The sequence below is a fragment of the Oxalobacteraceae bacterium OTU3CAMAD1 genome (genome assembly GCA_024123915.1).
GTDB lineage: Bacteria > Pseudomonadota > Gammaproteobacteria > Burkholderiales > Burkholderiaceae_D > Rugamonas.
In genome coordinates, this window is sequence record CP099650.1 from 6604780 (window position 1) to 6618921 (window position 14142).

The window sequence follows — 14142 nt, forward strand, 5'->3', positions numbered from 1 at the left end:
TATAGTCAAGTCGAGGCGCGGGCGTGTACCTTGCGGCCGGCGGAATAGGTCGCCGCGATGGCGCGGTCGTCGCCCAGCAACGCCAGCGCGAACAGCAGTTCCTCCAGGCTTTCGACGCGGTCGGTGCGCCGCTGCAGCAGCGGCGTGGCCTGCGGGTCGACGACGATGAAGTCCGCCTCCGCGCCGGCGCTGAAATTGCCGATCGTGCCTTCAAGCTGCATGCTGCGCGCCGCGCCCAGCGTGGCCAGGTAGAACATCCGCAAAGCCGGCAGATAACTGCCGCCCAAGCGCGCTACTTTATAGGCTTCATTCATGGTTTGCAACATCGAGAACGACGTGCCGCCGCCGACATCCGTCGCCAGCGACAGCAGCACGCCCGCCTGGTCGGCCTGTTCGAAGTCGAACAAGCCGCTGCCGAGGAACAGGTTGGAGGTCGGGCAGATGGCGGCGGCGGACCGGGTTTCGGCCATGCGCTCACGGTCGCGCTCATCGAGCCAGATGCAGTGGCCGTACATCGCGCGCGGACGCATCATGCCGTAGTTGTCGTAGACATCGATGTAGCTGCGCGACTTGGGGAACAACTCGCGCACCCACGCGCATTCGGCTTCGTTCTCCGATACGTGGGTCTGGATGAAGGTGTCCGGATAGGCGCGCGCCAGTTCGCCGGCCAGGTGCAGCTGCTCCTCGGTGGAGGTGGGCGCGAAGCGCGGCGTGATGGCGTACAGCGAGCGGCCGTGGTTGTGCCAGCGCTGGATCAGCGCCTCGGTGTCGCGGGCGCTCGATTCGGCGGTGTCGCGCAGGTAGTCGGGGCAGTTCCGGTCCATCATCACCTTGCCGGCGACCATGCGGAGGCCGCGCTGCTCGCTGGCGGTGAAGAAAGCGTCCACCGATTGTGGATGCACGCTGCAATAGACCATGGCGGTGGTGGTGCCGCAACGTAGCAGCTCGTCGAGGAAGAAGTCAGCCACGCCGGCGGCGTGCGCGGGGTCGCCGAATTTGCTCTCGACCGGAAAGGTGTACGTCTCCAGCCAGGGCAGCAGGCCTTCCGCCGGCGAGGCGATCATGTCGGTCTGCGGGTAGTGGACGTGCGTGTCGATAAAGCCGGGCATCAGCAGCTTGCCGCTGTAGTCGTGCACTTCGGTTCCCGGCGGGAGCGTGGCGTGCAGCGTGGCGTAGTCGCCCGCCGCCTGGACTTTGCCGTCGGCGACGATCAGCAGGCCGTCTTCGTGCCAGTCGTGGGACTGGTCGCTGAAAGCGGGATCGGCGAGAAAGTGGAGCAAGCTGCCTCGGTAGGCTTGCAGGTTTGGGTTCGACATAGGTTCTTTCAAAAATTTCGTGGTTCCGCGTGGCGGTTGCATGGCGTGGTTCGACATACGTCCCATCAAATATTCGCGGGTCCACGTAGGGCGGATTAGGCGGGACGCCGTAATCGGCCATCGACGAGCCGATGGCGGCACATGCATGGCCGATTACGCTGCGCTAATCCGCCCTACGTGATTTAACGTTAGACTCTGCTGCGCTTCCCACACCATCAGCAGTTGGGCGCAGACCGAGGCGGCGATTGCGGCGGGCAGCTTGTTTGTGATGCCGGCCAGACCAATCGGGCAGACCATGGCGTCGATGCGGTCCTTCGGCAGGCCGCGCGCGGCCATCCTGCGTTCGAACTGCACGCGCTTGGTCTTGGAGCCGATCAGGCCAAACCAGCCGACATCCGCGCGGGCCAAAATCGCTTCGCTCAAGCGCTGGTCCAGCGCGTGGCTGTGGGTCATGACCAGGTAGCTGGCATCGGCCGGCGCGCCGGCGACGAGCGCTTCCGGCATGTCGGTCGCTTCGACCGTGACGTTGGCCGGTATCGTCGACGGAAACATGTCCTCCCGCTCGTCGACCCAGGTGACGGTACACGGCAGCTCTCCCAGCATGCGAACGATGGCCGCGCCGACATGGCCCGCGCCGAACAACAGCAAGTGCGCGCGCGGAGCGAGACATGGATCTGCGAGCCAGCGGCGGCCGGCAGCGTCTTTCAACACATGCGTGCCGCGCTTGCGGTCAACCGTTGGCGCGCCTTCGGCCTCCCCTGCGAGCGTCATGCCATCCGCATCCAGCAGCAGCGCGGCGGACGGGCCGTCGATGGCGCTCAGACGCCAGCTATCCTCGCGGCGGCGCGCGCTCAAACTTTCCAGCACGGACCGCAGTGAAACATCGACCAGTTCGAACGCAAGGTGTACCACGCCACCGCAGCACTGGCCCAGGGTCGGACCAAGCGCGTAACGCTCCAGCCGCGCCGCTCCGGCGCCGCCCAGCATCGCGCGCGCCGTCTCGACCGCGCACAGCTCCAGATGCCCGCCGCCGATGGTATCGACCTGGCCTTCCGCCGTGACCAGCATCTTTGCCCCCGGCTCGCGCGGGCCGGAGCCTTCGACGATGGCCACCGTCACCAGCACCGCCGGTTGCGTGATCCGCGCTGTCAGCCACTCGTTCACTTAGGCCGCCATTTCCACTGCGGACACCGCGCGCAGTATCTCTTCGCTGGTCGCGGGCGCGTTCAGCGGCGGGTTGACGCGATGGCCGCCGACGCTGGAAATCGCATCGCGGATCGCGAAGAACACCGAGAACGGCAGCAGCAGCGGCGGCTCGCCCACCGCCTTGGAGCGGTGGATGCTGTCCTCCACATTGCCGTTGTCATACAGCTTGACGCGGAAGTCCTCCGGGCAGTCCGACACGCCGGGAATCTTGTACGTCGATGGCGCGTGCGTCATCAGCTTGCCGGCCGGGTTCCACCACAACTGCTCGGTGGTCAGCCAGCCCATGCCCTGGATGAAGGCGCCCTCCACCTGGCCGATATCGATGGCCGGATTGAGCGAGCGGCCGGCGTCGTACAGCGCATCCGCGCGCAGCAGCTTCCATTCGCCCGTCAACGTATCGACCACCACCTCGGATACGGCGGCGCCGTAGGCGTAGTACGAGAACGGATGGCCGTTCATCGTCTTCGGATCCCAGTGCAGGCCCGGGGTGGCGTAGAAACCGTCGGACCACAGCTGCACCCGCGCCAGATACGCCTTCTGCACCAGCTCCGGGAACGGCACGGCATGGCCGTTGACGTGGACGGCGTTGTCGAAGAAGCGCACCGGCTGGCCGTCCTCGTCGCCATACAATTTGACGGCGTAGGCGGACAGGCGCTCGCGGATCTGGCGCGCGGCGTCCTGCGCCGCCTTGCCGTTCAAATCCGCGCCGGTCGATGCCGCCGTCGCCGAGGTGTTCGACACCTTGCTGGTGTCGGTCGCCGTCGCGCGCACGTGTTCCATGTCCAGGCCCAGTTCATGCGCCACCACCTGCATCACCTTGGTGTTGATGCCCTGCCCCATCTCGGTGCCGCCATGATTGACCAGCACCGAGCCGTCGACGTACACGTGCACCAGCGCGCCGGCCTGGTTCAAGTGGGTGACGTTGAAGGCGATGCCAAATTTGAGCGGCGTGAGCGCCAGCCCTTTCTTCAATACCGGGCTGCCGGCGTTGTAAGCGTCGATGGCCTTGCGGCGGGCGCGGTATTCGCTGGTTTGCTCCAGCTCCGCCGTCAGCGCCTCGATCACGTTGTCGACGATCTCCTGGCCGTATGGCGTGACATTGCGTTCGGTCTTACCGTAGAAGTTCAGGCGACGGATATCGAGCGCGTCGCGGCCAAGGTTGCGGGCGATTTCGTCGATGACGTATTCGATGGCGATGGCGCCCTGCGGCCCGCCGAAACCACGGAAGGCGGTGTTCGACTGCGTGTTGGTCTTGCCGCAGGCGGCGCGGATGTCGACGTCGGACAGATAATAGGTATTGTCGAAGTGGCAGACGGCCCGCGTGGCCACGGGGCCCGACAGGTCGGCCGAGTAGCCTGCGCGCAGGGTCATGTCCACTTTGGCGGCGAGGATCTTGCCGTTGTCGTCGTAGCCGACTTCATATTCATAGAAGAAGCAATGGCGCTTGCCGGTGACGAGCATGTCGTCGTCGCGGTCGGCGCGCAGTTTGACCGGCCGGCGCAGCTTGGCGGCGGCGATGCCGGCGGCGGCGGCCCACAGCGCCGATTGCGATTCCTTGCCGCCGAAGCCACCGCCCATGCGGCGGCACTCGACCTGCACCTTGTGCGAATGCACGCCGAGCGCATGGGCGACGACATGCTGCATCTCGCTCGGGTGCTGTGTCGAGCACTGCACCAGCATGCCGTTGTCTTCCTTCGGGATCGCGTAGGCGATCTGGCCTTCCAGGTAAAACTGCTCCTGGCCGCCGACGAACAACTGCCCCTTGACCACACGCGGCGCCGTGTCGAACGCGGTCTGGAATTGTCCGCGCTTGAGCTGCATCGGCGGCAGCACGTACGATTGTGCGGCCTTGGCCTCCTGCGGCGTAAAAATGGCCGGCAGTTCGTCGTAGTCGACGACGGCGCGGCGCGCGGCGCGGCGGGCGTTGTCGTGCGTGTCGGCGACGACGACGAAGATCGGCTGGCCGACGTACATCACCTCCTCCACGCAGAAGATCGGATCGTCGTGGATGATCGGGCCGCAGTCGTTGGTGCCGACGATGTCGCCGGCGGTGTAGACAGCCACCACGCCGGCCGAGGCGCGCACCGGCGCCAGATCGATCGCGGTGATGCGCGCGTGCGCCTTCGACGACAGGCCCAGCGCGGCGTGCAAAGTGCCTTGCAGCTCGGGGATGTCGTCGGTATAGGTGGCCTGGCCAAGCACGTGCAGCTCGGCCGATTCATGCGGTCGGGCGACGCCGACGGCTTTCCAAGCCTCGGCGGCGGCGGCCTTTGCGTCGTTCAACGCGGTGATCTCAAGTTCAGGAGCGGCTGGATGGTTCACGGTGGCTCCTTTCAGGCGCGGCAAGCGAAGGCGTTGACGGCATCGGCCGCGAGCGGCGCATCGGCGCGCGTTTCGAACCAGAAGCGGCGCAGCAGGTTTTGCGCGGTTTGCATGCGGTAGGAGCTGGAAGCGCGCATGTCCGACAGCGGCGCGAAGTCCTGCGCCAGCATGTCCATCGCCACGCGCAGATTGGCTTCGTTCCAGCGCAGGCCAATCAGCGAAGACTCGGCGCGCGGCGCGCGGCGTGGCGTTGCGGCCATGCCGCCGAAAGCGATGCGGGCGTCGACCACGACGTCGCCATCGAGCTTGAACGCGAAGGCGGCACACACGGCGGAGATATCCTGGTCGAAACGCTTGGCCAGTTTATAGGTGCGGAATTCGATGCCGGCGCGCGGCAGCGGCACGCGCACGGCGGCGACGAATTCGTCCGCCCGCATATCCTTTTTCTGATAATCGAGGTAGAACGCCTCCAGCGGCAGCACGCGTTGGCCGGAAGCGCTTTGGAGCGCCACTTCGCTGCCCAGCGCAATCATCCACGGCATCGAATCGCCGATCGGCGAGCCGTTGGCGACGTTGCCGCCCAATGTGCCCGCATTGCGGATCGGCAGAGAGGCAAAGCGCTGGCGCATTTCGCTTAGCTGCGACGGATACCGTTCCGCCAGCGCTTCATACGCGTCGTCGAGCGACAAGCCGGCGCCGATTTCCAGCATGCCGTCCTTTTCGCCGATGGTTTGCAGCGCGGTGACGTGGCCAAGGTAGATGATGTCGCCCAGCTCGCGCATCTGCTTGGTGACCCAGAGGCCGATGTCGGTGGAACCGGCCAGCAGCGTCGCCTTGGGATGGGCGCCGCGCAGCGCCACCAGTTCTTCCAGTGTGCGCGGCGCGTGGAAGCTCTGGCCATGGGCGGTATAGCTGGCGCCCGCGTCGCGCCGCAAGCCGCGCAATTGCTCCGCCAGGGCCTCGCGGTCGAAGCCCACCTTGGGCAGCTCCGTCATCCGGTGCGCGGCATCGATGATGGGACGGTAGCCGGTGCAGCGGCACAGGTTACCGGACAGGCAGTCGTCGATCTCCTTGCGCTGCGCGGGCCGGCCGTCCTTGTCCAGGTACATGCCCCACAGCGACATGACGAAACCGGGCGTACAGAAGCCGCATTGCGAGCCATGACATTCGACCATGGCCTGCTGCACCGGATGCAGCGCGCCGTCGGCCTGCTGCAAATCCTCGACGGTGAACAGCGCCTTGCCGTCCAGGGTGGGCGCGAACTGGATGCAGGAGTTCACGGACTTCATCTCCAGCTGGCCGCCGGCGTTCAAGCTGCCGATGACGACCGTGCATGCGCCGCAATCGCCCTCGGCGCAGCCTTCCTTGGTGCCGGTGCAATGCAGGTCCTCGCGCAGGTGCTGAAGCACGGTGCGCGTGGGGGCGGCGTTGGCGATCTCCTGGACCTTGCCGCGGAAGTAAAAACGAATCGGTTCGGACATCGTGGTCTCAATCTGCAAATGGGTGTGTGGCGTGCCAGTGATCGGCGATATCGATGCGGCGCGTGATCCAGACCTTGTCGTGCCCTTGCACGTAGTCGAGGAAGCGCGCCAGCGACGCCGCCCGCGCGGGCCGGCCGGCGATGCGACAGTGCAGGCCGATCGACAGCATCTTCGGCTGGTTCAGGCCATTCGGATCGCCCTCCGCGTACAGCACGTCGAAGGCGTCCTTCAGATAGTCGAAGAACTGCGTGCCGGAGTTGAAACCCTGCGCGGCGGCGAAACGCATGTCGTTGGTGTCCAACGTGTACGGCACGATCAGCTGCGGCGCTTTGGCGGCCTTGCCGTCGGCGTCCGTGTAGTCGACCTTTTGCCAGAACGGCAAGTCGTCGCCGTAGTGATCGGAATCGTAGCGGAAGCCGCCGTGCTCCATCACCAGCCGGCGCGTGTTGGGCGAATCGCGGCCCGTGTACCAGCCTTGCGGCGCGCTTCCCGTCAGTTCGCGGATGATATCGACCGCTTCCTTCATGTGCGCGCGCTCGGTGGCTTCGTCCATGTTCTGGTAGGTGATCCAGCGCAGGCCGTGGCAGGCGATTTCGTGACCCAGCGACTGGAACGCGGCCACCGCCTCGGGATGCCGCTTGAGCGCCATCGACACGCCGAACACCGTCAGCGGCAGCTTGCGCTCCTCGAACATGCGCAGCAGGCGCCACAAGCCGGCGCGCGAGCCGTACTCGTACAGCGACTCCATGCTCATGTGGCGATTGCTGAACGAGGCCGCGCCGATGATCTCGGAAAGGAATGTTTCCGACCCGGCATCACCGTGCAGCACGTTGTTTTCGCCGCCCTCCTCGTAGTTCAGCACGAACTGCAGGGCCACCCGGGCCTGGTTCGGCCATTGGGCGTGGGGCGGTTTCGGCCCGTAGCCGATCATGTCGCGCGGATAGTTGTCGTAAGTGGTCATGGGCGCCGGCAAGTCGATGGGGAATATATCTGTAATCATATATGCGTGGACGGCTATCGGTATATGATTTGTACAATAGATACTTATGACGTACACATATAGGACAACCATGGGCAAGCTCAGTACGCACGTTCTCGACATCACGCAGGGCAAGCCGGGGGCCGGCGTCAAGGTGGCGTTGTACGCCGTCGGCGCGCAGGGGCGCACGTTGATCAAAACCGACGTTACCAACGCCGATGGCCGCTGTTCGGCGCCGCTGCTGGAGGGCGAGACCATGAAAGCGGGCAAATATGAGCTGGTTTTCGGCGCCGGGGATTATTTCGCCGCGAAAGGGGTGGAGCTGCCAGAGCCGCGTTTCATCGACGAGGTGACGATCGCCTTTGGGGTAGCCGGCGCGGATCAGAATTATCACGTGCCGCTGGTGGTGTCGCCATGGGCGTATTCGACGTATCGCGGTAGCTGACGACAATTAAGTTCCCGTCTAAATCACGTAGGGCGGATTAGGCGGAACGCCGTAATCGGCCATTTATGAGCCGTCGACGACGCATGTATGGCCGATTACGCTGCGCTAATCCGCCCTACGTGTATGACTGACGGATCAAGGGCTAGGGGTCACCGCTTGTCCGCCGGCGGGAACTCCCCTAAGATGCGCACACCATGACCGAATCCCATTCCGCCCTCGAGGCGTCCTTCCTGCAACAGGCCGTTGAACTGCACCAGCAGGGCCGCCTCCAGCCAGCGCAGGCGCTGTACCGCCAGATACTCGATCTCAATCCCCGCCAGTTCGACGCGCTCCATCTGCTGGGCGTGATCGCCCGCCAGCAGGGCGACGCTGCGACCGCCATCGCGCTGATCTCGCAAGCAATCGACATCGACGGCCAACAGGCCAAGGCCCACGCCAACCTGGGCGCGGCGCTGCTCGACATCGGGCGCGCCGACGAAGCGCTGGCCAGCCACGAACGCGCCATCGCCCTGCTGCCCGACTACGCCATGGCCTGGAGTAATCGCGGCAACGCGTTGCGCAAACTTGGACACCTCGACGACGCGCTCCTCAGCTACCAGCGCGCGATCGAGATCCAACCGAATTACGCCGAGGCGCACTGCAACCGCGCCATCGTGCTGCAGGACCAGGCCCGCTATCTGGAGGCATTGGGCGCGGCGGAAGATGCGCTGAACATCAAAGACCGCTACGCCGACGCCTGGTTCGCGCGCGGTAACGCGCTGCATTGCCTGCGCCTGCTGCCGGACGCGGTGGAAAGCTTCGACCGCGCCATTCATCTGCGGCCGCAATGGGCGGAGGCGTACAGCGCGCAGGGTTCGAGCCTGTTCCGGCTGGGCGAATTCGAGGCGGCGCTGGACAGCTACGATCACGCGCTCAGACTGAAACCGGACCACGCGCTGGCGCAATACCATCGCGGCAACGCCCTACGCTCGCTCGGCCGCAACGACGAGGCGATCGCTGCCTACCGCGCCGCGCTGGCCCATGGCGATAATCCGGAAACCATCGCCTTCGCGCTGGCATCGCTCGGCGTGGGCGAGACGCCGGCCGTGCTGCCGGCCGAATATGTGCGCTCGCTGTTCGACCAATACGCCAATCACTTCGACGAGCATCTGGTGAAGGTACTTGATTATCAGACCCCGGCTTATCTGGACGCGATGCTCCGTCGCGTGGCGCCGGCGACCGGTCTTGACACCTTGGACATCGGCTGCGGCACCGGCCTGTGCGCCCCATATCTGAAGGCCTACTCGCGCCGCCTCGACGGCGTCGACCTGTCGCAGCAGATGCTGGACAAGGCGGCCGAACGCGACGCCTATGACGAATTGACCTGCGCGGACTTGCTCAGCTATTTGGACGGATACGACAGCCGCTGGGACCTGGCGGTCGCCGCCGACGTCTTCGTCTACATCGGCGACCTGAGGCCCGTATTTGAAAGCGTACGGCGCGCGTTGCGGCCCGGCGGACGATTCTGCTTCTCCGTCGAAGCCGGCGACGGCGCCGACTTCATCTTGCGCCCCACCAACCGCTACGCCCACACTCAGGGCTATCTGGAACGTCTGGCCGAGGCCACCGGCTTTGAAATCCTGGCGGCCGAACCCCTCGCCGCCCGACAGGAAAACGGCGCGACCATCTCCGGCCACGCTGTCATCCTGCGCTGCTCTAAGTAACCCCAATGTGCTTTGAGCGATACGCATGCCGTACTGCTTAGGGGTCGTACCCCTTGGGGTACGACCCCGTATGGCCGTGCGGGTTAGGCTGGCCGTGCGGGTCGCTCTTACTTGCTGTAGTCCATGATCAGCCGCGTCAACAGATACAGGCGCGGCGCGATGCTGTCGACTTCGATATATTCCTCCGGCGTGTGGATGCCGCCGCCGACGATGCCCAGCCCGTCGATGGTCGGCACGCCGGCCGCCGCTATCAGGCTCGAATCGGCCGCGCCGCCGCTGCCTTCCAACGTCAGCTTCTTGCCCAGCTCGCCGTAAATGGCCTGCGCGCGCGCCGCCATGCCGTCGGTTGCCGCGTTTTGCGGCATCGGCGGGAAGCCACGGCGCAGCTTCGCGCTTACCTGCGTATCCGGGATCAGCTTGTTGGCGGAGATGCGCGTCATGTCCTTCTCGACCCGGTCGAACTCCTCCGCCACCGCCACCCGTACATCGGCCTCGGCGTGCGCGGCGTCCGGTATGACGTTGCTGCGCTCGCCCGCCTTGATCACGGTGAAGTTGACCGTGGTCTGCTTGCCGGCGTCACCCAGTTTGCTCAGTTGCAGCACCTGGTGCGCCGCCTCCATGGCGGCGTTGCGGCCCGCGTCCGGCGCCACGCCGGCGTGCGCCGCCTTGCCCTTGACGTCGAGCTCGATGCCGCCGCTGCCCTTGCGCCAGATCACCAGGCCATCGGCCGGACGGCCAGGCTCCAGGTTGAAAGCGACATCGTGTTCGCGCGCCTGCTTGTTGATCAGCGCCAGCGTGCCCACCGAGCCGGTTTCCTCGTTGGTGTTGAGGATCAAGGTGACCCTGGCGTAGTCGTCGAATTTGGCGTCGCGCAGCAGCTTCATCGCATACAACGCCATGACGATGCCGCCCTTGTCGTCCATGATGCCGGGACCGTAGGCCCGCTTGCCGTCGACGCGGAACGGCCGCGCCGCCGCCGTGCCGTCGCCGAACACGGTGTCCATATGCGCCACCAGCAGGATGCGGCCCTTGCCCTTGCCGGTCCAGGTGGCGACGATATTGCTCGACTTGGCGGGCAACGCCGGCAGTACTTCGATGCGCGCGCCGAGCTTTTTCAATTCCTCCTGCGCGATGGCGCCGACCTTGTCCAGCCCCGCTTCGTTGTAGGTGCCCGAATCGATATTGACCAGCCGTTCGAGCAGCGCCAAGGCCTCCGGCTTGGCCTTTTCGGCCTGCGTCAATAAGTCCTGGTTCAGCGGCGCGGCTTGTGCCGCCGCGCCGCCCAACCCCAACATCAAGCCAAGCAAAACAAAGTTCTTACGCATGATCGACGACCTTTATCGTTGTATGGAGGTAGCTCCATAGTAACGCCTCGTCAACAATCATGCACCTCAACCACGCGGGCCCAGCACTTGGCTGAACTGCTGCCTCTCTTCGGCCGAGGCGCCCGGGCGCTTGACGGCCGTGGTCAATGCCGCACGCAGGTTGGGCGTGAGCTCCACATCGCCGCTGGTCACCGAGCTCAGTGTTTCCCGGACCAAGTCGCCGGAGGCGCCCTTCGACAGCTGCGCGATGGCGATGTTGGAAGCCTCCCCGGGTGAGCTGAGGCGGTAGAGCTTCTGCACGGCCAGCGCCCGCACGATGTCGCTGCCCTGGCCCTCCGCCAACTGGTTCAAGAGCGGGACGGCATCGGCGCGCAGATTGGCGGCATCGCCGTTTTTCTGCTCCGCGAGCGTGCCGATGAAATTGAGCCGCGCGACGGCGGTTCGATCATCGGTTCGCGCGCCGGCCTTCAAATCGGCCAGCGCCCGCACGATCACGTCTTGCGGCGCCTGGCCCGGCAGGTTGAAGTAAGTCTCGTACATCTCCCCGAACTTGCTTTCGCTCTTGCTCTCCCAGATCGCATTCGCCTCGTGCAATACGATGCTCCGGCCATCCGACGACCCGACCAGCAGCGAGCGGATCATGTCGCGCTCCATGGCCTGATCGGCCGGCATGTTGTGATAAAACTGTTCCACGGCTTTGCCGACGGCGGGGTCGCTTTCGATCGAAGCCAGCAGCCGGGCCTGGAGTTCCTCGACCTCCGTCGACGACAGGTTATCGCGCTTCAGTATCTTGTCGACGAAGCCCCGCAGACTTGCTCCCGCCTCATCCGCAGTGTATGGCTTGACGACGTCAGCACCGGCGGAGTCGGAACCGGACTCACCCCGGACGCCGCCCTCCCCGGCGGGCAAGGCCGCTGGCGCGGCGGAGACCATCGGCGCACGCGCCAATAGCACATTAAAACCGTCGGCATGCGGCGCTGCGGCCTTGTCCACCCGAGGCTCGCTGCGGGAAACGAAGTAGCTCCCCGCCGCGATCAAGAGACAGCCGCCGATGACCACCGCCACAACGACGCGGGGCGAGGAAAAATGTAGTTTGAAAGGCATTGTGGCGACGTCCTTAAATCTTGTCGTACTGGCAGCTGCTGCCACGCCATTCGGGCAGGTAGCCCTCGATGGTGTAGGCGCCGCCCACATAGGTGCAACGCCAGCTCGGGCCGCCCATCCAGTCGGACCGCCAGCCGGCGGGGCAGCTCGACCGCAGTGTCAGATAATTTTCCGCACCGAGCACGCGCATTTTGCCCCGGCGCTCGCTGAAGTTGATGACTGCGCGGCCTTTCCAGCCCACCTTCGGGCTGCAGGTGACGGTTTCACTGCGAATATTGCAGGCCGACCAGGAATGGTTGGCCGAAGCGTTGATCTCCATGCCACCGATCTTGGTCGGAATGGCCCATTTGGCGCCAATGTTAAAACCGGTTGTCCGGCACTGGGAATGGCCGGTGGTCAATGCCACGGAACCGCAGCTACCGCCCCGATCGCTGAAACAATAGTGCCAACTTGAACCGTCCAGGTAGTAACCGTGCTGGTCCTTGCCAATCCAGCCCCAGAACTGCGTGTTGAGCTGTTGTGCACCGGCCAGGCCGCTGTAGGCGGCCATCAAAACAAACAAAAAAGTAATCTTTATGGATTTCATCATGGGTTCCCGAGTGAGGTTTGCACTGCGATGCGTGACGATGGGTGTATTGGGGTTTAAGAAATTTTTTCTAATGAACAACCACGGAAAGCTTACAAATCTTTTGTTACGGCATCGTTACGGCATGAAACTAGTCCAACTTGCACCTAGCTCATCCATGCCTTAAAATTCCAAGCTGATAACGCTCTGGTCCTGCAGCCGCTGCACGGCAACCAGTTTTCCAGACTCTTTACGGTGACTATTGGATACCGTGCCCTTATGGGTGCAACTTCTTGCACTCGCCCTCCTGATCTTGTGCTCGGCCTTTTTCGCCATGGCCGAAACCGCCCTGATGGCGGCCAACCGCTATCGCCTGCGCCACGAGGCCAAGCGCGGCAGCCGCGCCGCGATCACCACCCTGTGGCTGCTCGACCGCACCGATAAGCTGCTGTCGCTGATCCTGATCGCCAACACCTTGGTCAACGCCATGGCCACCGCGCTGGTGACGTCGATCGCCATCGAATACTTCGGCCACGACGACAACGTCATCATCATCTCGACCGGCGTGGTGGCGTTCCTGCTGATCGTGTTCGCCGAAATCTCGCCCAAGATGATCGGCGCCACCTATCCCGAGCGCATCGCGCTGCCCACCAGCGTCGTGCTGCGGCCGCTGATGGCGCTGTTCAAGCCGGTACTGTGGTTCGTCAACCTGTTCGTCGCCCAGGTGCTGCGGCTGTTCCGCACCAAGGCGGTCGCCCATCTGCAGGACGAGCGCGTGTCGCCCGAGGAGCTGCGCTCGATCGTGCTCGAGGGCGGAAACTTCATCCCGCAAAAGCACAAGAGCATCCTGCTCAACCTGTTCGATCTGGAAACCATCGTCGTCGAGGACATCATGACGCCGCGCTCGCAGATCGAGGCGCTGGACCTGGAACAGTCGGTCGAGGAGATCAAGCGCGAACTGACCACCTGCTACCACAACAAGCTGCCCGTCTACGAGGGCGAGATCAACCGCATCGTCGGCATCCTGCATGTGCGCAAGGCGGTGGCGCTGCTGAACCAGGAAGAAGAATTGACGGTCGAGCACTTCCGCGAGCTGCTGACCACGCCCTACTTCATCCCGCAGGACACCGGCGTCTTCACGCAGTTGCAGTACTTCCAGGAGCGCAAGGAGCGCCTGGGCATCATCGTCGACGAGTACGGCGAGGTGCAGGGCCTGGTGACCCTGGACGACATCATCGAGGAAATGATCGGTGAATTCACGACATCGATGCCGGGCGACGCCCGCGCCGACAGCTTCGCCTGGAACGAGCAGGGCGAGTGCCTGCTGGAGGGTGCCACGGCCCTACGCGACGTCAACAAACGCCTGGGCCTGAACTTCCCGCTCGACGGCCCCAAAACGCTGAACGGCATGCTGCTGGAATTGTTGCAAGAAATTCCAGAAGCGCCGATCAGTATCAAAATAGGCAACTGCATCATCGAGGTGATCCAGGCCCATGATCAATCCATCAAAGTCGTCAAATTGATACGTCCGGGCACGAAACGCGGTTAAACGCGGTGTCTGATTGCTAAGCCCACGTGGCGAACGCAACACCCGGGCGTACAATCGTTTCTTGGCAGCGACAAATAGACGACAAGGCTTTACAAAATTAGTGCTCAAGAGCATGATTCTTTGACCGCCCGTCCCCTATCAAGATAG

11 protein-coding genes are annotated in these 14142 nt (G+C 64.2%); 3 read left to right on the top strand and 8 right to left on the bottom strand.

All coding sequences use genetic code 11. The features are described from left to right. Positions 1-5 precede the first annotated feature (5 nt). From guaD to puuE, 5 genes are all read right to left on the bottom strand, one after another. Positions 6-1316 (bottom strand): guanine deaminase, encoded by a 1311-nt coding sequence (gene guaD, locus NHH88_28145; GenBank protein ID USX13483.1) that lies wholly within the window; start codon positions 1314-1316, stop codon positions 6-8. Positions 1317-1469: 153 nt separating this feature from the next. Next, positions 1470-2480 carry a xanthine dehydrogenase accessory protein XdhC gene (gene xdhC, locus NHH88_28150; GenBank protein USX13484.1) on the bottom strand — a complete coding sequence of 337 codons (1011 nt, stop codon included), beginning with the start codon at positions 2478-2480 and terminating at the stop codon, positions 1470-1472. Next, positions 2481-4814 (bottom strand): xanthine dehydrogenase molybdopterin binding subunit, encoded by a 2334-nt coding sequence (gene xdhB / locus NHH88_28155; GenBank protein ID USX17457.1) that lies wholly within the window; start codon positions 4812-4814, stop codon positions 2481-2483. Between the two features lie 41 nt (positions 4815-4855). Continuing rightward, positions 4856-6325 (bottom strand): xanthine dehydrogenase small subunit, encoded by a 1470-nt coding sequence (gene xdhA, locus NHH88_28160; protein ID USX13485.1) that lies wholly within the window; start codon positions 6323-6325, stop codon positions 4856-4858. 7 nt (positions 6326-6332) lie between these two features. Further along, positions 6333-7286, bottom strand: coding sequence for an allantoinase PuuE (gene puuE / locus NHH88_28165; protein ID USX13486.1), 954 nt, complete (start codon positions 7284-7286; stop codon positions 6333-6335). A gap of 109 nt (positions 7287-7395) precedes the next feature. Between puuE and uraH the strand changes: the two genes are divergently transcribed. Both uraH and NHH88_28175 read left to right on the top strand, forming a co-directional pair. Continuing rightward, positions 7396-7749: a hydroxyisourate hydrolase gene (gene uraH / locus NHH88_28170; GenBank protein ID USX13487.1), complete on the top strand. Its 354-nt coding sequence runs from the start codon at positions 7396-7398 to the stop codon at positions 7747-7749. A 194-nt stretch (positions 7750-7943) separates the two neighbouring features. Continuing rightward, positions 7944-9452, top strand: coding sequence for a tetratricopeptide repeat protein (locus NHH88_28175; GenBank protein USX13488.1), 1509 nt, complete (start codon positions 7944-7946; stop codon positions 9450-9452). Positions 9453-9559: 107 nt separating this feature from the next. Here NHH88_28175 and NHH88_28180 read toward each other — a convergent pair whose 3' ends face one another. The 3 genes from NHH88_28180 to NHH88_28190 form a co-directional block, all read right to left on the bottom strand. After that, entirely contained in the window at positions 9560-10747 is a 1188-nt protein-coding gene (locus NHH88_28180; GenBank protein ID USX17458.1) for a glutamate carboxypeptidase, read from the bottom strand. 96 nt (positions 10748-10843) lie between these two features. After that, positions 10844-11881, bottom strand: coding sequence for a hypothetical protein (locus tag NHH88_28185; GenBank protein ID USX13489.1), 1038 nt, complete (start codon positions 11879-11881; stop codon positions 10844-10846). Between the two features lie 13 nt (positions 11882-11894). Then, a complete protein-coding gene (locus NHH88_28190; protein ID USX13490.1) occupies positions 11895-12470 on the bottom strand; it encodes a hypothetical protein in 576 nt (191 codons plus the stop codon). 238 nt (positions 12471-12708) lie between these two features. On the opposite strand from NHH88_28190, the gene NHH88_28195 reads away from it, so the two are divergent. Beyond that, positions 12709-13995, top strand: a complete 1287-nt coding sequence (locus tag NHH88_28195; GenBank protein USX13491.1) for an HlyC/CorC family transporter — start codon at positions 12709-12711, stop codon at positions 13993-13995. Positions 13996-14142: the final 147 nt, after the last annotated feature.